We start from the raw sequence: 22,570 nt of genomic DNA, 5'->3' as shown, positions 1-22,570 counted from the left end.
AAATATTTATATTTTCTGTAATCCGTACTGGGATATTTTTTCAATTAATGCACGATGATCAGGTAGGTCACTGATCATTTGTTGGCTCAGGGTATTGATGCGATTCACAAATTCATCTTGCTGAGTGTTAAGGGCTTTTTGTTTGTCCGTTGCCGTTGATGTTTGCGCTTGTGGTTGAGCTAACGACGCCTTAGGAACAGGAAATTTCATGCCGTGTAATACGTACAAATAATTGTCTAAATTGAACACTTCAAATCGAGAAAAAAAATCATCCGTTATCGGCGCGGTGGTTTGCCATAAATTTAATTTCTGCTGCAAGCTTGATGGAATGCTGTCGCGGCGGCGATTATCGACCCAAAACGGGCTGTCAATTCGATCGGACAAGCAGTAGTGTAATTTGGCAAAATCGACCACTCTTTCCCATGCATATGTCATGGTGCGATTAAAACGCGTCGCTAACATAGGGATGTCATCTTGATGCTTAGGGAAACGTTTCGCTAAATAGTCAGCGGCAAAGTCAGTTAATAAAATAGAGGTGGCTTCGATGGGTTCTAAAAAACCTTGTGCTAACCCTAATGCGACACAGTTTTTATTCCAACACTCTTTTCTGTAACCTACTTGCATTGGAATGTGTCTTAGCGTGATATCACCAAGCGATTGCCCTTGGGCAGTACGCTCTAAATAACGCATCATTTTTTGAGTCGCCGCCTCAGTTGACATGTATTTGTCGCAATACACCAATCCCACGCCACGCCGCTCAGGTAAGGCAATATCCCAAATCCATCCGGCTTGATGCGCAGTAGCCAATGTAAACGGGGGGATTGTGCGCAGCTTATCGGTCGGCACTTGCGCAACAATAGCTTGGTTAACAAACAGTTGATGTGATTTATCTACAAACTCACTGTGCAATTTTTTAGCATGCAATACCGACTCAAAGCCGCTGCAATCAATGTAAAAGTCGAATGTTTGTTCACCTTTATTATCGAGATACAACGAGGCAATGGCCCCATCTTGGGTTAATGTTGCATCAAGTACATTCGCTTTAATGTGCTTAACATTAAATTTGTCTTTGGCATTGTTAGCCAGTAACAAGGCGAATTTAGCGGCGTTGAGGTGATAGGCATAACCACAAACAGATTCGTATTCAGCTGTCGTAATGGTTTTAGGCGCTTTAAACGACTCACAAGCGGCAAATTGCGGTGCAACCGTTTGTGCATAAGGAGCACATTCAGACGTTGATGCATATTGTTGCCAACGCGCGGTTGCCTGTTCATCAAAACGGTTGGGAGCATCAAATAAGTGATGATAAAAATTTTCCTCACCATGACGGCTTTTATCTAACCAGTTTTGGAATTTAATCGATTGTTTAAAGGTGGCATCACATTGACGAAAAAGTGCAGTTTCGCTAATACCAAAGCGTTGTAATGTTTGCCTAATAGCCGGTACAGTGCCTTCTCCGACGCCAATAATAGGAATATTTGGCGACTCAATTAAAGTAATGTTAACGGGGCTGTCTGTTAATGCTAAGCCTAAATGGTTAGCCGCTAACCACCCTGCTGTGCCGCCACCTATGATTGCTACGTTGGTTATTTTCATCGACATTTGCCTCAGTTTTTATTATCGCAATCGTTGCTTTATATAACAAAAAAGCCAGCTAAATAAATAGCTGACTTTTTTATTCTACATCATTAAGTGTCTGAAATTAGAAACGTAATGTAATACCTGCGGTGTAACGAGCTTCACCTTCAAAACTCCACGCTGGGTAGCTATCTTTAAGCTCAGGTTTTACTTCTGCATCAGCTGTTGCAACCCCTTTTTGGATACTGTCTTCTTCAAGTAAGTTCATCACTTCAAACGTTACTGCTAAATAATCAGTAATGTTGTAGTTAGCACTTAAATCTAATGTGCCGTAGGCGTCATGTTCACGGTTACCGTAGAAGAAGGGTAATTCACGGATCATGTACTCGCTGCGCCAGTTATATGCGATACGTGCAGAGAAGTCATCCATCTCATAAAAGCCCACTAAGTTCACTGTGTGCTTAGAAGAATCAGAGAAAACATTAACTAAATCTGGGTAGTTTTCTGCAGGTGCATCAGACTCAGCAAAGGTGTAGTTAGCGGCATAACCTAAACCATTATCAAATGCGTCTTGAAGCTGTAATTCAACCCCTTTGATAATACCACCTGTACCATTAGTACGTGTTGACACAGTCCAGCTGTCTTCACCAGAATCTGGGTCAACAATGCCGATGCCTTGGTCAAGGATTTGATCGGTTGTAACAAATGAGCTGATGTCTTTAATAAAGTAAGTTGCACCGAATAAGCCATCATTACTAAAGTACCATTCTACGCCTAAATCAGCTTGTGATGCTTTATAAGGAAGTAGTCCAACATTACCGGTATTTAGCACTTCATTACCTGCTGTACCATCGGCATAACCCACAAGAGAAGAAGATGAGAACATATCAGCATAGTTAGGGCGAGAAATCACTTGCGATGCAGATGCGCGCACGATGACATCTTGAGTAATATCAAACGCAATGTTGATGCTTGGTAATACATCGTTATAACTTGCTTTGTCAGTACTTAGGTTATCGCCATATGAACCGTCTGCTTGCAAGGCAAAATAATCTGACTCTGCGTCGGTTGAAATGTAACGTAAGCCAAAGTTACCGCGGATACCTTCAAGATCAAAATTAGCCATTGCATACAGCGCTAAGTTTTTCTCGTTAATCGTTCCGTAACCTGATTTATACACCGCCCCATCTGATGAAAAGCCATCAACTGCAGCGTAAGCATCTGCAAGCATCGCGTCTAAGTCTGGCTTAGGTAAGGTATAACCTGCACCTGATGACACTTGACCAGAGTAATAAGCAGATGCATCTTTTGCGGTAATGTTAGCTGCAAGTTCTGCTGGGAATGTCTCTTGTTTTACGTCATGGTCGGTATAACGTACACCGGTTTTAATCGACGTAATTGCGCCAAAATCAACGGGAACGGTGATATCAAATTGGGCGTATGTTTCTTCGTCTGAATTAGGCTGTTTCTTCAATGACCAACCTGCTGGTGATAATTGACCGCCAAAGTCATCTGAAGTGAAGTTTTTATTCGCAACATCAATATGAATCACATCGCCAGTTGCATCATAAGTGCCAGCATAGTCTTCAGGTGAACCTAACCAAAAACCATAGTTCGCAGTTAAGTCTGTACCACCTTCTGATTTAGTGTTGCCAACACGTGCTTCGATGGTGAAGTTATCACCTTCATATTCAATATCAAAATCAACGGTTTTAGAGTCCATACTCGCTTGACGCGCCCATGTTTGTGCCCACCCTGGGTTTTGACCTTGGCCATCACGACGATAGAAAGTACAAGTACCAGAGGCATTACGTTGCTCACATGCCGCATCTTTATCATCAGGGAACATGACGAATAACGAGGTATTAGCGTTATTCGCTTCCATATCTAATGACATTAAATTTAATCCCATGCTGAGGTTATCAGTTGGGCTATATTGGAAAACAGCGTTAACGGCTGTGCGCTCACGTTCTTGCTCAAAGGTAGTGGGAACAATGTCACCCCAACCCAATAATGATTCAATACCATTACGTTGATAATTTGTTTTTGAGCCTGCAGCTGAAACTAAGAAACCAAAGTTTTGTTCTTCATTCGCCCAGCTATATAAACCCGATAATTCAGGATCGGTTTCTTCAGAAATTGAACCGTAATCGGCTTTAGCACTTAAAAATAAGGTATTAGGATCTAAATCAAGTGGTTTTCTTGTTTCAACAATAACCGTACCGCCCACACCACCTTCAGGCATATCAGCCGTTGATGATTTATGAACAATAATACCGCCAACCATTTCAGGTGGCAGTAAGCTGTAGTTAAAGCTACGGTCAATTTCTTGTTGGTCATACCAACCAGTCGAAGCCACTGAGTGACCATTTAATAAAGTGCGAGTCAGTCGACTTGACGCTCCACGAATAGAAACTTGTGAACCTTGACCGAACTGACGGTTAACCGATACACCAGGGATACGCCCTAAAGATTCACCAATATCGCCATCTGGAAATTTACCGATATCTTCGGCGGTAACAGCATCAACGACTGAATTTGAAAAGCGTTTTTCATTTACTGACGCTTTCAATGAAGCACGCATGCCACGTACTTCAATTTTCTCTATATTATCAACATTTTCATCTTGGCTTGGCTCAGCTGCATAAACACTACCCGCAAACGCACCACTTAAAAGTAATGCGATATTGGTCGCTAAAAGGTTTTTCTTAAAATTAGATGGTCGCATCTTCGTTTCCCTATTCATAACTTATTATCGTTTTATGTCCATAACCATTTCCGAAGAAATGACAACGCTGTCATGTGTAGGTTAAACATTACACAATAATCAACACCCACGCCACAATTAAATAACAATAAATAGTTAACCTTCTGCTTGATTGAAAATAATACCAAAACGCAAAATACAATTAAGTTCAGTAATAACAATTGCTTGCAGATAAATCACAATGAAAAACTTTATCTTTATTTTGAGTAGGATTTTCACAAAATTATCTTTATGAAAAAAACATTCATTGCTAATTCGAGCAAAAAATCGCACTATACTTTTCAAAATGATGGACCTTTAGCCTGTACAATATTTTTGGTTGTGCTTAGTTGTTTATTTAGGTTTTCAATCAACTGTCTTTGAATATGCTACTAGAGTTTTATTTATGAAAGTAACCATTAACGATGTTGCAAAACATGCTGGCGTCTCGATTAAAACCGTATCAAGAGTCACCAATAAAGAACCTTCAGTTAGACAAGTTACCATTGATAAAGTGACTGCTGCCATTAATGAACTCAATTACCAACCCAATGTTGCCGCAAGAAATTTAGCCAGTACCAGCGCTTATGTAATTGGCTTTATTTATGATAATTCAAATGCTTATTACGTTATCGATATGCAGAATGGTATTTTGTCATCGTGTAAGGATAAAGGCTTTGAACTGCTTATTAACCCTTGCGATTCTCGCTGTGAAAATATCTGTGAACAATTAACCTCAATGGTCAAACAAGCTCGGTTAGCAGGGTTAGTGCTAACCCCCCCCTTGTCTGAAGACCCAAAAATTCTTGCTGCGTTAGATGCCATTAGCGCTAATTACGTTCGCATTGTCGCTGGTGAAGAAAATGATGGAAATGAAACGCTTACCGTATTAGTTAACGATAAAGTCGGTGCAATTTCCATTACTCAGCATTTAATAGAATTGGGTCATCGACATATTGGCTTTATTAGTGGTGATGAAGATCATGAATCAACTAAAGCTCGCTTTAATGGTTTTAAAGATGCATTAAGCGAACATAAAATGACATTAAATGAAGATTGGGTTATTCAAGGCCAATATTCATTTGAGTCAGGTGTGCGTTGTGCTAACAGCTTATTAGCTTTAGAAAATAAGCCTACGGCTATTGTTGCTTGTAACGATGAAATTGCAGCTGGCGCGTTATTTGCGGCGCGACTTGCCGGCTTAGATATTCCCAAAGATCTCTCCATAGTAGGCTTTGAGGACAGTCCGTTTTCTCGTCAAACTTGGCCTAAATTAACCACGGTACATCAACCGAATATTGAAATTGCAAAGGTGGCAACTGACTTATTAATTGAGAAACACCGTAAAGTATTAACCCAATCAACCAAAATATTTACCCCAAGTCCGGTTATTCGTGATTCAACTTACTCACCAACTTAATGCTTAATTACGCCAAGGTTTGCACGTTTAAAACTTGTTTTGAGGTTAAGCCGCGAATAACGGAATGAAGAAATGGGCGCAGAAGTTATTTGACGATGATGTAAACATAAAACACGAAAATAAGTGATAAAAAAAACCTCATAAAGAGGCTTTTTTATCATATTGTTCAACGCTTAAACCGCGTCTTCGTTTTCTTCACCAGTACGAATACGGATCACACGTTCAACTTCAGTGACAAAAATTTTACCGTCGCCAATCTTACCTGTACGAGCAGTATCAACAATCACATCAAGTGCTTGTTCAAGCACTTCATCTTGGATAACTAATTCAATTTTTACTTTTGGTAAAAAGTCGACCATGTATTCAGCACCACGATATAACTCAGTATGGCCTTTTTGACGCCCGAAACCTTTAACTTCTGAAACAGTCATCCCCGTAATACCAATATCCGCCAATGATTCCCGTACGTCGTCTAACTTAAACGGTTTTATGATGGCTTCTACCTTTTTCATTCATTTGCTCCTTTGGATACGAGAATTTAGTTAAACCTATTGATATTTTGTTGGCTAGGTTGTGCCATTAAAACTGCCAAGATTTTCGTTACAGCCTTGCTTAGCATGACTTGTGTCAAACAGATAAACTTGCATTTAAACAATGAAAAGTCGCCAACAGGGTGCGCTAAATGAAAGCAATGGTAAACAGATGGCGCAATACCACAGGACTTTTACACTAGACATTTGAATTAAAATGACAATTTTGATCAAAATTTTATCGCCCCTAGTCTACTGTAAAAGAATACAACTTTCTTAATAATTTCGAATTGAATCTAAAAAAGTCATTTCTTAAAAACTCCTTTTATTGCCTATACTGTTAAAACCCTTGCAGGACGCAAAGGCTTTTTATTCACAAGGATGACATGATGAACCGATATTATTTTGGCTTTAGCCTAATTGAGTTAATGGCAACACTTTTTATTAGTACCGCACTAACGTTAACCGCACTCCCAAGTTTATTAGCCATAAAACACCAATATCGTAGCTTAATGGCCGCTCATAGTATCCTACAATTCATTCAGTTCAGCCGTAACCATGCTTTAAGTTATGGCCGCAATGTTACGGTCTGTCCTTTAAGCAATAATCAATGTGACAATAACTGGCAGGCTGGCATGAGCGCATTTTTTGATTCGGGAACAAGAAACAAATTAGATGGAGATGATCAATTAATCTCTATTTTGCCTGCTTTTAACAGCCAAGATATTGCTTACTACAACCGCAAAGCCATTCGATTCCAAATCGATGGTTTTGCGTCAGGCACCAATGGGACTTTTCGCTACTGCCCACAAAGCACATCGAACAGATATTCAAGAGCAGTGATTGTCAATCAGGCTGGGCGTATTCGTTTTTCAACAAACCAAAACATCACATGTACTAAATAACCTCAACTTGTTCTCATTCATAAGTTTTACAAAGCTGAAATTAACCACACAATCCCTTATAATAATTCTCCATTCAAAAGGGATATGACATGAAACAGCAAAATGGATTCACCTTAGTCGAGCTCATGGTCACATTAGTGGTGGCTGGAATTTTAGTTGCGGTTGCTGTTCCATCACTGACAAACACTTATTACAACACCCGTAGTAAGTCTGCCATTAGCGGTATTGAGTCTTCAATTACCTTTGCGCGTAACCAAGCGGTGAGTTATGGCCGAAATATTAGTGTATGTGCAGGGACCGGAACTGGCTGTAGTGGTGATTGGATAGAGGGGTATCATATATTTATTGATGATGATCGCGATGGGAAACCTGACACCAACACTGAAGTTCTAAAATACTACAGCGGCTTTAACAATAAAGACCACATTTCAGTTTCAATCTCATCACCAATATCGTTTAATGCTGATGGACTGCTCAATAACACGTCAAAAATAGATATATTGTACTGCCCTGCAGATAAAAGCAGTAAATACGCTAAAGCCATCACGATTAATATTTCAGGAAAAACCAGCATGGTAACCACAACCGTGACATGCAGTTAAGCCAGCTCAAATGAACTGGCTTAATGGTAAAACTCGCTAAAAGGGCAAAATTAATTTGCCCAACAGGTCGTCGGCGTTTTTTGACCTTCTGAAGTAATTTCTATCTGTAAACAATCTTTGTCTCTTGCAGCTTGAACTCCAATAGCTTGTGCTCTTAGCACAAAGTTACTGCTTGTTGCCGTTGGTGCACTCACCTGATAATAACCATTTTCTAGTTCATAAACAGTGTTAGTCGTCGCCGCATTCAATCCTAAACGCTGCATATTATTGGTGTAGGTTTTATGGTCTAAATAGTATTGCTCTTGACGATTAGCGGTATCCATCAACACTGATAGCGCATCAGAGCGAGCGCCTTTTGCCACGAAGTGCGTATATGATGGATAAGCAATTGAAGCTAAAATACCAACAATAACAACAGTTATCATCACTTCAATTAAGGTAAAACCAAGGTGTTTTTTATACTTCAATGTCATGCTAAATCTCGTGTAAATGATAATAAATTTGATTAACGCCTAGGCCACCACCGACACAACTGTTATCTCCAGCAGGACAGCCGTCATCAATAACTGACTCTTCTTTTTTCATTTGGTTTGCAGCATCACCAATACCAATTAGATACATGTAGCTATCATCATCACCGTTCTTAGGAATAATAAGCGTTGGCGTATCAGGTACTTGTTCACCAATGTCAAAATAGTCTTCACTATGTGAATATGCCCTAATCCCTTTGTGTAAGTCAAAACCATATAGCCGACCTTGTCCAGGAATTAAGCAAGCATTTGCGGTTGCACCAATTTCAGGCACATAAGAGGTAAAAAACACCCTTCCTTGTACGATAGTGGCTGCTGACAAGGATTTTTCGCCTTCATCAGCAAAATTGTAATACCAGCCTCTCTTTTCACCAAAAGCAAGTAACTCCGCTTCAGTTGTCGGCGATTCACTGGTTACATTATATAAATCACTAATGGTTAATAAACTCGGTGTGGTGTTACCTGAAGCAGAGCTATACGACTTAGAAACGATGTTTCGGTCTTGGAACACAAAGAACTGATCATTTCGTGCTTTGTTTAAAGGATGCGGTCGGTGGCCACTCCCCACAACGACAGCATCATAAGGAATATTCTGATATTGACTACTGGTATGTGAAACACCACTCGCGTCGGTATAGGTGTGTTCAGTGACATTACTAAACGCAGTTTGAGCAATAACAGGCTCGGAGAAAAAGCGAATATCAGACGCTGTAGTATTACCACCTAAACTAGCAAACTTATAGGCGCTCCATGGGTTACTGGTATCTGTGGGTAGCCCGGGCAAGTCTATACGCCAAATATTTGCCCCAGTATCGGTAGCATATATTCTGTCGGTTAATTGGTTGTTATTACTATCTAATACTGCAACTTTATTTGGAATACTATCAGTCAAACCTGGCATAACGGTATTTGCGCCTAATGCCGATTGACCAAATTGATGAATTAACTGACCAGAACTGGCTGCAAGAATAACGACACCAGCACCATGCGTATCATCAGCACCAACACTTGCACCGTCTTTAGTTGTGGCGTTATAACCAGCACCGATAACTAAAACAGGTTCTGCATCACTTGCCGTTAACGCCCCTGCAGGCCAACCGGCGATTTTAGTAATTACAGGCTCAGCCCAACTTTCACCCAATACTGCGTAGTTGTCGTTACTTTTAATCCATTTCAATTTTGGTGAGTCTGGTACACTGACATCAAGCGCATAATATGAACTCCCACCACGGCGCATACCAAAATACACCCATGCCTTACTCACCTTACCGTTCGAGTCTCTTTCAAGGTATGAAACTGGAGAGCTATCGATACCATAAATAGAATGCACACCAGTGCTTGGGTTATCACGTAATCCTTTTAGGTTGCCAAGTAATTCAGATGGCATAAATGCCCACGACTCTTCCACCGAACCCGTGCCATCTTTTTCAGTATCTTTGAACATGTGCATAAAACCATGATTAGTCCCCATTAAAATACGCACATCGGGCTCAGTCTCATTACCAAAGTTAATCACTAAAGGTCTGGAATGTAATGGATCGCCAATAATATCTTGTCTTAAATACGGCGGGGTAGCATTCGCATCGTCACTATATGGCTCTGCGTCAACATTTACGCCTCTTACCCAGTCAAGAGTTGAATCAATGGCATCAACAGTGACGCCCATAAAGTCAGATAATTTTTCATCTGTATTTAAATTACTAATTTGTTGAATATTGGTTTTGTTAAAGGTAACAAGATTCCCTGAGCTGCTAGTATTAACAAGCACCTTACGGTTAGCGACTGAGGTTTTATACTTATCTCGCAATATTTGCGCGACACCACCATCACTAACATTATAACCAGCATAATCTAAGCCAGAACAATCAACAGTCCATAAAGGGCAAGCTTCTTTTGCAATACTGCCACTGGTATCAATTGCATCCTTATCGTTTTTATCAATGACAGCACCGTCAGCTGCAACTTTAAACTTCTTTAAATTGCCCGACCAACGAGGGCCTTTACCTGGTAAAAACATAGCAAAGTACGCGGCATCACCCGTTTGAGTTTTATCCAGAACAACTGAGGGAGCGGAAAAGCTGGCATCTTTGCTGTTAATTTCAGCCAACACATTCAATAACGAGGCTTTAAGCTCTTGTGCAGAATTAGCAGGGTAATACTTTCCTCCGGCGTTATCCGCAGTAGCTTGTAAAATTTCAGCAGCATCCGCAGCGCCTGAACTAAAGCCAATGGTGTGAGTAGTAACAGACTGAACACCCGGAATGTTTGAATTAACATCATTGGTGTACATCCATTTCGCGATAGAAGGCAATAAGTTTGTGGTTGTTTTATTATCCCATTTAACGTCAACACCTACCGTTAAATCAATACCAGGTAATGCCTTAATATTTGTATCGGCGCTGGTATCTTTATTGGGAATGCCATCTGTGACATAAATGATAGAAGCCTTTGATTGGCAATACTTGTTAACAAACGGGCTGATATAAGTATTACCCGCCGAGTTTTCAATACTAGTGTCGTAACTGGGATTGTCATTGGACCCAGAAGTTTTATGCCCAAATTTAACAGGTTGACCATATAAGTAACTATAAGCTTCATACAATGTTTCGCATAATGGCGTGTAGTTACCACTAATGGACTTAGAGTCATCAATACTTTTAATCATGCTCTTTTTATTAGCAATACTATTAGCACTAATACCTGAAATAATTCGACCACCATCTTGGGATGTTTTAGAGTTTTTATTAAAAATAGCTAAACCAAAATCAACACCTGGGGAGTTGACAATAATCTCTTCAAGTACCCGCTTAGCCACATCCATTCGAGTGTAAGAATCGCCATTTGCCCAACCATTGGGTTTGTTATTTTGATGAAACCAATCGATGTATTCTTTGGTAAACAAATAAACGGGGTCACCTAAGCCAAATTCTGTTAATTCAGCTTTAGTAATATCATTATCATAAGGAGATGCTAGCTCATCAACAGGATAGCCTGTAACGCCACCAGTATTGGTAGTGACTTTTTCAGCAATGTCCTCATAACAATCAACGGTGTTAATTACGGAACCATCATTTAATGGGTACTTTACCCACTTGCTGCCATCATAATGGCGAAAATAACCAGTATAGGTTCCGTAAGTACCTAAAAAATCTTTAGATACATGACAACCATTTTTATCATACGTAAAATATTGATTACTGCTGGCGGTCGGAACAAGCCTAGCATCATGGGAGAAAAAGATTTTAGTTGAGTTAGTGAGCGCCTGCTGAGAATGGAATGTTGGAGCGGTAAAATCAGTATCCATACTGCCCGAGGTATCTAAAATAATTAGCACTTGAGGATTATCGTTACTACGTACTGACGATTCAAGTACATATAGTTCGGTATCATCAGCCATCACTGGCGCAATCGTTGCTGCAACACTGCCTAAAGTAACAAATACACCAGTATAAAATATTTGTTTTAAAAACATGCTTAACTCCCTTTGAGCACTTCTTGCTCAATCCCTGACGTTACAGTTAACTCACCATAACCACCACGTCCAAATTCCACGGTACTATTAATTTCAATACGCCGGCATCCAATTAAATTTGATGCACTGGCATTTTCAGTCCTTTGACAACTCACTTCAATGCCTGGGTCATCTGCAGGCATTAACGATATTTGCTGTGAACCATTGAGTTCTGTTGTATTTTGAACTGCAACATTAGTGGTACTGAACTCATAAAAATCACTTTTATCAATAACAGTATTCAAGCCACCTTGGGCTTTCATTGTTGCTGCAACCCTTTCGCTCCCTGCACCAGACATCCTGAGTGATTGGGTTGAATGAACTGCAAGAGCCACGCCGATAATGGTCATCAAAATTAATACCACTAACGAAAAAAATAGCACAACACCTTGTTGGCGTTTGATAGAGTCCTTCATCAAATTCACCTTTGTAGTTTTTATTTGTTTGTTATTAGCTTCTAATTAAAACTGGGTTTTCCAATACAACAGTTGTAGACATTACACGACGACGATAATGATCATAATCAGGATCAGAATTGGTACTACTGCTTGCACCGCTAATTTGTTTATCACCTAAAGTATAGGTGACATCATTGGTATACGACCTATCAGGCTGGATAGACCGCACTAATACAAAAATTTTCACCGCAACTAAGCGCTGAAAACCTTGGTTATCCCACATAAAATTTGATACATCTTCTGCAGGCATAAAAGCATCGGGGGTTGAATCACCGTCATTATCAAATCCATACAAGACTCTAACGTTCTCAATACCTTCAACTAATTGTTCCTCGTTACTCATCCCTTTTGAGATATTCAATGAACGACGCTTAAGCACAGGAATACGATTGTCAGTTTCAACAAAATACACATGATGTTGATATTCCCAAATTCGGCTATTTAATGTCGTTGGTGGCGTATCACTGCCATTAAAAAAGTGAATTTCATTAGCGGTGACAGAAGCATAGTAGCGGTTACTCTCTAAAGGAGGCGTTGAAGCAGGGCCCATCAAGCGTTTAATTTGTAATACATCCGTGCCTTTATCCGGTGTTAACGCCGATGTACATTGCATATCTACCGTTGTTTTATACTCAAAGCCCCAAAGGCGCCTAAAGTGAGCAGGAACATCGACAGGAAAGGTTTCGTTATTAATCCCTGCCCCAACACAATCTGATGTAACATTCGTTGCGGTATTGGTGGTATTCACATTTACCAACATTTCAGTGCCAGTTAAATCACCGAAAAAACCAAGTTGGTTGATATCCCGCTCCATTAATGTCAGCGCAATACGACCATTTTCTTGTAGTTGATTAAATTGACTTGTGGTTGTCACATTTGATGATGACATGCTGAACATTGAAAAAAGCCCAGCAGTGAGAAATAAACTAATGAACATTGCCACCATTAGTTCAACTAATGACATACCTCGTTGTAGAGAATGCAGTAATTTCATAATGTGCACCTAGAAAATTGCAGTTTCAATTTCGTAAATCCTTTTCTTGTCGTATGTGCCACCACAAGCTTTAACATTGCCAGATTGCGCTTGATCTGAGCTACTCATTTTACGCACGCTTTGCCATGTCATCACTACAGACACATTATTACCATCAACAAAAATACACGCGATAGGCACTGGTAACCCTCCGACACTGTCACCTTGGGAAACTTCTGCATCACCTATGAAAGATTTTTGCCAATCATATAAATCCCATTGACGCATTTCAGCTGCATTGCACACGGCACCATTGATGCAAAGTTTTCCTGGAACAATTAACGACTTACCGTTGTAGCTTGTGCCAGTACTTGAGCCGTAATTAGCAAGCTCGCTCACATTTAAGCGCATTCTATTTAGGATATCGTTGGCATAATACGAAGCTTGAGTTTGTTGAAATGACTCAAAGCTGCCCTGTTTAGATACAATATGCAGGTTAAAAACCCCAATTAATCCCACCACAAGGATGACAAGGGAAACAAGTACCTCAATTAATGAAAATCCGTTCTGCTTAATTGACTTCAACGTCAACCCTCCATAAATTGCCATATTTACGCATTGGCAATGTACGATAATCTTTTAAAATCTTAAACTTACACTACGATGATTAATTATCCATCATAACCGACTTACATCGACTCATCTAGTATCAAATACATATATTAACTAGCACTTATATATTCATCCTAAAGACTTATTGTAAAAGTTGTTAAATTACTGTGCCTTAGAAACAATAAAACCTAAAGCATTGCTTTAGGTTTTATTGTTTCTAAGGTTAATTTTTACCTTAACTCGGCAGGAACAGCAAAAACAGTATCCTCTTTTCGCCCTTCTACCTCAGTCACAGCGCTTGGCGCTAATGCCGCAATGGCCTCTACGACCTGTTGCACTAAAACCTCAGGCGCTGACGCCCCCGCGGTGACGGCAACACGATTTACACCATCAAACCAATTAGCTTCTACGTCCACGGCAGTATCAACTAAATAAGCTTGAATTTTTTGTTTTTCAGCAAGCTCACGCAATCGATTTGAATTTGAGCTGTTTTTCGACCCCACGACAATCATTAAATCGACATCACTAGATAAGCTTCTTACCGCATCTTGTCGATTTTGAGTCGCATAACAAATATCGTCTTTTCTCGGCCCTTCTATTGATGGGAATCGCGCTTGCAATGCTGAAATAATATCTAACGTGTCATCAACTGACAGCGTTGTTTGAGTAACAAAGCATAAATTTTCAGGGTTTTTAACTTGCAGCGACACAACATCTTCAGGGGACTCGATTAAATACACGCCACCTTTACGGTTGTCGTATTGCCCCATTGTACCTTCAACTTCAGGATGACCAGCATGACCAATCAAAATGCACTCAATACCTTTACGACTTGCTCGGGTTACTTGCAAATGTACTTTTGTCACTAAAGGACACGTCGCATCGAACACCTTTAAGCCGCGAGCTTTTGCTTTTTGACGAACAGCCTGTGAAACACCATGAGCACTAAAAATAACAATGCTTTGATCCGGTACTTGCTCTAACTCATCTACAAAAATTGCGCCACGTTGCTTTAAGTTTTCAACCACATAGCGGTTATGTACCACTTCATGGCGCACATAAATAGGTGGCTCAAATAACTCTAACGCACGCTCAACAATACTAATGGCTCTGTCTACCCCAGCGCAAAAACCACGAGGGTTAGCCAGCAGAATATTTAACTCTGGTGAGGTTGGGTCCACTTTTAACATAATCGGTATCCTATTGAGTTAGAACGTCAACAACATCTAATTCAAACGTAATCGCATGTCCTGCTAACGGATGATTTAAATCCACGGTGACAGAGTCGCCCGCAACATTGCGAATAATCCCTGCAATTTCACTGTCATGAGGTCCAGCAAAGCTAACAATGACACCTTCTTCAAGTGTCATATCAGCAGGAAAGCGCGTCTTATCAAGATAATGAATTGAATCGGGGTTTGACTCACCAAAGGCATCAACCGCCTCTAAAGTGAATGTGTGTTTTTCACCGACATTAAGTTGTTTAATTTCAGCCTCAAACGCAGGGCTTAAACTTTGATCGCCAAGAATTAACTTAGCAGGTTTACCTGAAGCTTGAGTACTGTCAGCAGTAGAGCCATCTTCTAACTTAATATTCATATGGCAAACAATAGCATTCACTTGTGTCATGCGGTCACAGAGTCCTTATTGTGATGGTTTATTATCTTGTGTAAAAGATTCCCAGATGATTAATACAGCACCAATAAATATGGCTGAGTCAGCGATATTGAATGCTGGAAAATGAGCCGTTTTCCAATAAAAATCTAGAAAATCAACCACAAAGCCATGCTGCAAACGATCAACAAGATTACCTAATGCTCCACCAATAATTAAGGTGTAAGCCAAATTTGCACGCCACATACTTGCTGGTTGTTTACGTAACCAGTAAGTTAAAATGACACTAAAACCAACCGCGATGGTTGAAAAAAACCAAATTTGCCACCCACCTGCATCACTCAAAAAACTGAATGCTGCACCCGGGTTTTGAACATAAGTAAAATTAAAAAAAGGCAGTAAATTAACTGATTCATACAATTTGAAATGACTTAACACCCATTGCTTAGATAGCTGATCAGCAATAAATGCCAATACAGCTACCCAATACCAACGAATGCCACTTTCTTTTAACGTAAGAGGCATTATTTGTCCTTAAGCAAATTCACGTTGTTCGCCGTCACCTTCAATATTGGTAACGCAACGATGACAAAGTGTAGGGTGAGAATCGATAGTGCCAACCTCTTCACGGTAATGCCAACAGCGTTCACATTTTTGCGCTTCACTTTTCACTACCGATAATTTTAATGTTGCCAGCTCTGTATCAACCGCATCATCACCCGCTTGGGCAATATCAGCAACCGTTACTTTCGATGTGAGCAATACAAAGCGAAGTTCATCACCTACTTTGGTTAATTCAGCGACCAAATCACTCGCCGCGTATAAAGTAACATTTGCCTCTAAAGAACCACCGATACGTTTATCACGACGAGCTTGTTCAAGTACTTTGTTCACTTCATTACGCACGGCCAATAGCTGAGCCCAATACTCATCACTTAAGTCAGACTCAAGAGTAACGGCGTTAAGGCCTTGATACCACTCTTCAGTGAACACATACTCACTACGCTCACCAGGTAATAACTGCCAAATTTCATCTGCAGTAAAGCTTAAAATAGGTGTCATCCAACGCACCATGGCTTCTGAAATTTGATATAAGGCAGATTGACAGCTACGACGAGCATGACCTTCTTGCTTAGCAGTATATTGACGATCTTTAATGATATCTAAGTAGAACGAACCTAATTCTACAGAGCAGAACTGCATTAATTTTTGCGTAACCTGATGGAAGTTATATTGGTCGTAAGCGGCAATAATTTCTTCTTGCAGTGCTGCTGCGCGGCGAACAACCCAACGGTCAAGAGCAACCATGTCTTCAGAAGCCACCATATCGGTTTCTGGGTTGAAGCCATTTAAGTTAGCTAATAAGAAACGGGCTGTGTTACGAATACGGCGATAAGCATCTGCGCTACGATTTAAGATTTCATCAGAAACGGTCATTTCACCGCTGTAATCGGTTGCTGCCACCCATAAACGCAGAATGTCAGCGCCTAATTTATTGGTTACTTGCAATGGTGTAATCACATTACCAATAGACTTAGACATTTTTCTGCCTTTACCATCAACAGTGAAACCATGAGTCAGCACCTGTTTGTATGGCGCTTTACCGTTCATAGCAGTTGAAATCATTAACGATGACATAAACCAACCACGATGTTGATCACTGCCTTCTAAATATAAGTCGACACCGTGGCCATTAAATTCAGGGCGAGAATCAACAACTGTTGAGAACGTTGAACCGGAGTCATACCAAACATCTAATGTGTCGGTTACTTTACGATACTGCTCAGCTTCATCACCGAGTAACTCGCTTGCATCAAGATCCCACCACGCTTGAATACCTTGTTGTTCAATTTTATGAGCAACACGTTCCATTAATGACACGCTATCAGGGTGTAACTCTTCAGTTTCACGGTGAACAAATAACGTGATAGGCACCCCCCACGTACGTTGACGTGAAATACACCAGTCAGGACGGTTTTCAACCATTTTTTCAATACGGTTTTGTCCCCAATCAGGCAACCACTGGGTTTGTGCAATTTCTGATAAGGCTTGCTTGCGCAGACCATTATTGTCCATTGAAATAAACCACTGCGGTGTTGCACGGAAAATAATTGGGGTTTTATGACGCCAGCAATGAGGGTAACTGTGGCGATAAGCAACATGGCTCAACAACACGCCTTTTTCTTCAAGCAGCGCAACGACATTATCATTCGCTTTAAACACATGTTGACCGGCAAATATTTCGGTATCGGCTTTATAAACACCGTTGTCACCAACAGGGTTAGCCACTTCAAGGTTATATTTTTGACCTACTACAAAGTCATCTTGACCGTGACCAGGAGCGGTATGAACAATACCTGTACCGGCATCAGTTGTAACGTGGTCACCTAAAATAGCCGGCACATCAAAGGCATAAAAAGGATGATTAAAGCGCATAAGTTCTAACTGCGCCCCTTTGACTTCCGCTAAAACTTTGTGACTTTGCGCGCCAAAACGCTCAACACAAGACTCAATCAATACTTGCGCTAAAATAACCGTTTGAGTGTTGTCATCTTTCGTTAATTCAACCAATGAATAATCTAATTCAGGGCTAATTGACAATGCACGGTTAGCAGGTAATGTCCAAGGTGTGGTTGTCCAAATAACCATGGCGATATCGCCGGTGACTTCGACACCAAATTTAGCCGCGACGGCTTGGCTATCAACAGCATTAAATGCCACGTCAATTGCAGGTGATGTTTTATCTTCATATTCCACTTCAGCTTCAGCTAATGCAGAACCACAATCAGTACACCAATGAACAGGTTTCACCCCTTTGTGTAAATGACCGCTTTTAATCACTTTAGACAAAGAACGAACAATATTAGCTTCAGTCGCAAAATCCATGGTTAGGTAAGGATTATTCCAATCACCTAATACACCTAGACGAATAAAGTCATCACGCTGGCCTTCTACCTGCGTTTTAGCGTACTTACGACATTCTTCACGGAACTCAGCACTGGTGACTTTTTTGCCTGGTTTACCTACTTTCTGCTCAACTTTAAGCTCAATCGGTAGACCATGACAATCCCAACCAGGAATGTAAGGTGCATCAAAACCAGACATGGTTTTAGCTTTAACAATAATGTCTTTTAGAATTTTGTTAACTGAGTGACCAATATGAATACTACCATTAGCATAAGGCGGACCATCATGAAGAATAAATGGGTCACGACCACTTCGGCTGTCGCGGATCTTTTGATAAAGCCCCTCTTCTGTCCAACGAGATAACATTTTTGGCTCACGATTAGCCAAATTGCCGCGCATCGGAAACTCTGTTTCCGGTAAGTTTAGAGTAGATTTATAGTCGGTCATTGATCCCACACCGTTTATTTAAACTGTATTGTTCTGTCAGTTGAATTGCTCAACTAGCATCATTACTAAATAAAGCTTTTGCTTCATTTGCATCATTTATAATTTGTTTCTTTAACGCATCCAAGGAACTAAAAGGTTGCTCATCTCGGATTTTAGCGACTAATTCTACTTTGACGCGTTTACCATAAAGATCGCCATCAAAATCAAATAAGTGTACTTCTAACTGGCATGTTTGCCCTTGTACTGTTGGTCGGTAACCAATGTTAGCAACGCCTTCATAAAGATGACTCCCTTGCCAACTTAACCTGACAGCAAACACGCCTTTAACAGGTACTACATGTCTTTTTAAAGCCACATTTGCCGTTGGAAAACCAATAGTACGCCCCAATTTTTGACCATGAGCAACGCGGCCATTTAATAATACGGGGTGTCCTAATAAACGTCTTGCTTGCTCTAAATGCCCTAACGCTAATTGTTCACGTACTGCAGTTGAACTGACGCGTTGCGAGCCAACGATAAAACTTTGAGTACTGACAACAGTAAACCCATGCTTTACCCCTGCTTTTAGTAACATATTAAAATTGCCTTCACGACCTTTACCGAAGCAAAAATCATCACCGACAACAAGGTATTTAACACCCAGTTTTTTAACGAGCAAGTCTTCAATAAAAGCATCTGCCGGTTGTTTGGCAAAAGCAGGTGTAAAGTTAATACAAATTAGTTTCTCAATGCCAAGTTCATCAAGTAACTGCATTTTATCTCTCAATAAACTAATTCTCGCGGGCGCTTTATCGCCTAAAAACAGTTCTCGAGGTTGAGGCTCAAAGGTCATTAGCATCGCAGGCAATTGAAAATGGTGAGCTTTATCGACCAAATTCTTTATCACCTGAGCATGACCACGATGCACGCCATCGAAATTACCGATAGTGAGAACGCAGCCATGATGAGCAGGTGAAATATTATGTATTCCGCGAATTAATTCCATTACACCTAGATTCTAATATTAATAAATCGGCAGATTATATACCCAAACAACCCTTCACATAAAGTCACACACGCATTAAACCGTTGCCTTCAAATGTCGAGGTCTAACGCCAAGCAAAGCCAAGCTCAATAAATAAGCAACCGCACCACCAAAAATTAACACGGATAACATCCAAGCGCGTTGTGTGAATGCCCAATCTAACCACTGAGCTTGACTCGGTAAATTAAATAAAATTACCGCCACCATTATTGCTGCAGCAAACACCACTTGTACAGCAAAGATAATCGTTGAACGAGTAACCCGATATACACCCAACTTATGCAATCCACGATACAATAATGTCGCATTCAACAATGCCGACATTGATGTAGCAATAGCTAAACCAACATAACCGAACGGAATGGCCAAAATTAAATTGAATACCATATTACTGACCATAGCAATAATGCCATATTTTACCGGCGTTTTTGTGTCTTGGCGCGAGTAATAACCTGGCGCTAAAACTTTAATGATCATAAAACTAAATAAACCACTTCCATAAGCAATTAAACTATACGATGCCATCTCTACATCGGTGATACCAAATGCACCACGCATAAAAAGCACCATTAACATAGGCTGAGCCAATACGATAAGTCCCATCATTGCAGGCACGCCAAGTAACATAATAGACTTGACCCCCCAATCCATGGTCAACCCAAAATCTTTCGCTTCATTATTAATATGCTTTTTAGATAACGCAGGTAAAATCACTGTCGCAATGGCAATCCCAAATAACCCTAATGGAAACTCAAGCAGACGGTCAGAGTAATATAGCCAACTAATAGAACCTGTCATTAAAAAAGAGGCGATGAACGTGTCAAATAACAGGTTGATTTGAGATACCGACACCCCAAATAATGCTGGGATCATTAACGTTCTTATTTTCACAACGCCAGGATGCTGCCATCCCCAAGAAGGTTTAACCAACGCATTCTCTTTTAATAAGAATGGAATTTGAAATAAAAACTGAACTAAGCCACCAACAAAAACCCCCCAAGCCAAACCGATTTCAGGACTAGGAAGCGTTGGTGCATACCATAGTGCAAATGCAATAATGGAAATATTCAAAAATACAGGCGTAAAAGCAGAAACCGCAAATCGTCCTCGGGTGTTTAAGATAGAGCCTGCCAGTGCGGTAAAGGTAATAAACCACAAATAGGGAAAGGTAATTTTCAGCATCAACTGTGCTTGTTCAAATTTAGCTGCATCAGGGCCATCATTAAGCCACTGTATAAACCAGCCACCACCAAATAATGCCGCTAATATTGGCGAGCCAATCACACCAATTAGGGTCACGATGGATACCAAGCCACCTAACGTACCCGCAACTTTACTAAGTAACACTCGAGTTTCTTCTTCAGTGTGTTTTTCCTGATACTCAGTTAAAACAGGAACAAATGCTTGGGCAAAGGCTCCTTCAGCAAATAATCTACGTAAGAAGTTAGGGATCTTATTGGCAAATATAAAAACGTCGGCGTTACTTCCTGCGCCCATTAAGTTGGCAATAACAACATCTCTCACCAAACCTAATACGCGGGATATCAATGTCATGAAACTAACTATCATCCCAGACTTAAACAGCTTTTTGCTCAAATGGCCTCCAAAACTTCACCATGACTCCAAAAAATAATCATTTTTATGACAAATATTCTATTACAGCTCTGTCACAGATGAATAAGAGCTGATAGAATTGCGCCACATTTTACACGAGTTGGGTTGAAGATAAGCATGCTCGTTTGATTAATTTGTTTAAATGACGATTATTCAAACATAATTATTGACAAAATGATTAAAAGCAGGCATATTCCTCGGCCTTTAAAAGTATCAAATCCAGTTTTTAGGAGTTGCACCTTGGCTAATAGCAAGTCTGCAAAGAAGCGCGCGCTTCAATCTGAGAAGCGTCGCCAGCATAACGCAAGCCGTCGCTCAATGTTACGCACTTACGTGAAAAAAGTTATCGCTGCTATTCAGAGCGGTGACCACAAAGCGGCTACAGAAGCGTTCGCAGTTGCACAACCGATCGTTGACCGTATGGCGACTAAAGGTCTTATTCATAAGAATAAAGCCGCTCGTCAAAAAGCGCGTCTAAATGCAAAAATTAAAGCACTTGTTGCTTAATTTTTTCATTGAATACCAAAAACCGGCTTAGGCCGGTTTTTTTTTGCTTAACATTCGTTATCAATAAAATCACTCACATATTCTGGTTATTGATTAATGACCTTAATTGAATATTAATCTCCCATCAAATCGCTTTTCATCGCGAGTAAAATGACGGGGCTCAAAAATACCATCCATAAAAAAACGCCCCAATATTCATAGTGATGATATTAAGGCGTCAATATTAGGTTAGTTTCTATTTATTAATTTAATATAAAATTAATGACAATACATGTTATCCAGAACTTGGATTAACTCGCGAACCTCTAAACTCTTTAGGGAATAAAATACGGTTTGAGCCTCTTTTCGAGTACAAACTAAATTGTCTTTACGTAACCACGCAAGATGTTGAGATAATGCCGATTGACTAAGACCAAGTTTCTTGTTCATTTCGCCAACACACATCTCCCCTTCATTTAACAAATGACACAAAATAAACAGTCGGCGCTCGTTAGCTAATGCTTTTAACAACACTACTGCATGATCTGCTTGCTGCTGCATTTTTTCTATGTTCATGACTTCCTTCTATCTCCTCAACTAACCCAAGACTAAT

General features: G+C 40.3%; 19 protein-coding genes. 4 read left to right on the top strand and 15 right to left on the bottom strand.

Annotation, left to right across the window (positions count from 1 at the left end):
- Positions 1-6: 6 nt before the first annotated feature.
- Together G3R48_RS01695 and G3R48_RS01690 are read right to left on the bottom strand one after the other, a co-directional pair.
- Positions 7-1,596: a tryptophan halogenase family protein gene (locus G3R48_RS01695; RefSeq protein WP_153660905.1), complete on the bottom strand. Its 1,590-nt coding sequence runs from the start codon at positions 1,594-1,596 to the stop codon at positions 7-9.
- 106 nt (positions 1,597-1,702) lie between these two features.
- On the bottom strand, positions 1,703-4,306 hold the full coding sequence (locus tag G3R48_RS01690) for a TonB-dependent receptor (protein WP_153660907.1): 2,604 nt from the start codon (positions 4,304-4,306) through the stop codon (positions 1,703-1,705).
- 424 nt (positions 4,307-4,730) lie between these two features.
- On the opposite strand from G3R48_RS01690, the gene G3R48_RS01685 reads away from it, so the two are divergent.
- A complete protein-coding gene (locus tag G3R48_RS01685) occupies positions 4,731-5,744 on the top strand; it encodes a LacI family DNA-binding transcriptional regulator (RefSeq protein WP_153660909.1) in 1,014 nt (337 codons plus the stop codon).
- A gap of 173 nt (positions 5,745-5,917) precedes the next feature.
- Here the strand turns inward: G3R48_RS01685 and G3R48_RS01680 are convergent, their stop codons facing one another.
- On the bottom strand, positions 5,918-6,256 hold the full coding sequence (locus G3R48_RS01680; protein WP_153660911.1) for a P-II family nitrogen regulator: 339 nt from the start codon (positions 6,254-6,256) through the stop codon (positions 5,918-5,920).
- A 404-nt stretch (positions 6,257-6,660) separates the two neighbouring features.
- Between G3R48_RS01680 and G3R48_RS01675 the strand changes: the two genes are divergently transcribed.
- Both G3R48_RS01675 and G3R48_RS01670 read left to right on the top strand, forming a co-directional pair.
- The gene (locus G3R48_RS01675) at positions 6,661-7,179 is read left to right on the top strand and encodes a GspH/FimT family pseudopilin (RefSeq protein ID WP_246504581.1); all 519 of its coding nucleotides are present in this window, start codon (positions 6,661-6,663) and stop codon (positions 7,177-7,179) included.
- 89 nt (positions 7,180-7,268) lie between these two features.
- On the top strand, positions 7,269-7,781 hold the full coding sequence (locus G3R48_RS01670; protein ID WP_153662057.1) for a GspH/FimT family pseudopilin: 513 nt from the start codon (positions 7,269-7,271) through the stop codon (positions 7,779-7,781).
- 50 nt (positions 7,782-7,831) lie between these two features.
- Here G3R48_RS01670 and G3R48_RS01665 read toward each other — a convergent pair whose 3' ends face one another.
- From G3R48_RS01665 to murJ, 11 genes are all read right to left on the bottom strand, one after another.
- The gene (locus G3R48_RS01665; protein ID WP_153660915.1) at positions 7,832-8,254 is read right to left on the bottom strand and encodes a type IV pilin protein; all 423 of its coding nucleotides are present in this window, start codon (positions 8,252-8,254) and stop codon (positions 7,832-7,834) included.
- 1 nt (position 8,255) lies between these two features.
- Positions 8,256-11,783 (bottom strand): pilus assembly protein, encoded by a 3,528-nt coding sequence (locus G3R48_RS01660; RefSeq protein ID WP_153660917.1) that lies wholly within the window; start codon positions 11,781-11,783, stop codon positions 8,256-8,258.
- Positions 11,784-11,785: 2 nt separating this feature from the next.
- Positions 11,786-12,226 carry a pilus assembly PilX family protein gene (locus tag G3R48_RS01655; protein WP_212593194.1) on the bottom strand — a complete coding sequence of 147 codons (441 nt, stop codon included), beginning with the start codon at positions 12,224-12,226 and terminating at the stop codon, positions 11,786-11,788.
- Between the two features lie 46 nt (positions 12,227-12,272).
- Complete coding sequence (locus G3R48_RS01650; protein ID WP_153660921.1) at positions 12,273-13,274, bottom strand: PilW family protein; 1,002 nt, start codon at positions 13,272-13,274, stop codon at positions 12,273-12,275.
- A gap of 9 nt (positions 13,275-13,283) precedes the next feature.
- Positions 13,284-13,862, bottom strand: a complete 579-nt coding sequence (pilV, locus tag G3R48_RS01645) for a type IV pilus modification protein PilV (RefSeq protein WP_153660923.1) — start codon at positions 13,860-13,862, stop codon at positions 13,284-13,286.
- Positions 13,863-14,095: 233 nt separating this feature from the next.
- Positions 14,096-15,055, bottom strand: coding sequence for a 4-hydroxy-3-methylbut-2-enyl diphosphate reductase (gene ispH / locus G3R48_RS01640; RefSeq protein ID WP_153660925.1), 960 nt, complete (start codon positions 15,053-15,055; stop codon positions 14,096-14,098).
- A gap of 10 nt (positions 15,056-15,065) precedes the next feature.
- Positions 15,066-15,494, bottom strand: coding sequence for an FKBP-type peptidyl-prolyl cis-trans isomerase (gene fkpB, locus G3R48_RS01635; protein ID WP_153660927.1), 429 nt, complete (start codon positions 15,492-15,494; stop codon positions 15,066-15,068).
- A 15-nt stretch (positions 15,495-15,509) separates the two neighbouring features.
- The gene (lspA, locus tag G3R48_RS01630) at positions 15,510-16,004 is read right to left on the bottom strand and encodes a signal peptidase II (protein WP_153660929.1); all 495 of its coding nucleotides are present in this window, start codon (positions 16,002-16,004) and stop codon (positions 15,510-15,512) included.
- 9 nt (positions 16,005-16,013) lie between these two features.
- Entirely contained in the window at positions 16,014-18,833 is a 2,820-nt protein-coding gene (gene ileS / locus G3R48_RS01625; protein WP_153660931.1) for an isoleucine--tRNA ligase, read from the bottom strand.
- 49 nt (positions 18,834-18,882) lie between these two features.
- Entirely contained in the window at positions 18,883-19,818 is a 936-nt protein-coding gene (gene ribF, locus G3R48_RS01620) for a bifunctional riboflavin kinase/FAD synthetase (RefSeq protein WP_153660933.1), read from the bottom strand.
- Between the two features lie 75 nt (positions 19,819-19,893).
- Positions 19,894-21,453 (bottom strand): murein biosynthesis integral membrane protein MurJ, encoded by a 1,560-nt coding sequence (murJ, locus tag G3R48_RS01615; protein ID WP_153660935.1) that lies wholly within the window; start codon positions 21,451-21,453, stop codon positions 19,894-19,896.
- 258 nt (positions 21,454-21,711) lie between these two features.
- Here murJ and rpsT point away from each other — a divergent pair, with 258 nt between their 5' ends.
- Positions 21,712-21,978, top strand: a complete 267-nt coding sequence (gene rpsT, locus G3R48_RS01610; RefSeq protein ID WP_153660937.1) for a 30S ribosomal protein S20 — start codon at positions 21,712-21,714, stop codon at positions 21,976-21,978.
- Positions 21,979-22,236: 258 nt separating this feature from the next.
- On the opposite strand, the gene G3R48_RS01605 is transcribed toward rpsT, so the two are convergent.
- A complete protein-coding gene (locus G3R48_RS01605) occupies positions 22,237-22,533 on the bottom strand; it encodes an ArsR/SmtB family transcription factor (RefSeq protein WP_153660938.1) in 297 nt (98 codons plus the stop codon).
- Positions 22,534-22,570 lie beyond the last annotated feature (37 nt).

The organism is Shewanella intestini (assembly GCF_018221465.1).
GTDB classification, from domain to species: Bacteria; Pseudomonadota; Gammaproteobacteria; order Enterobacterales; family Shewanellaceae; genus Shewanella; species Shewanella intestini.
The sequence above is the reverse complement of the archived record's forward strand: the minus strand, read 5'-3'. Positions and strand labels throughout refer to the sequence as shown.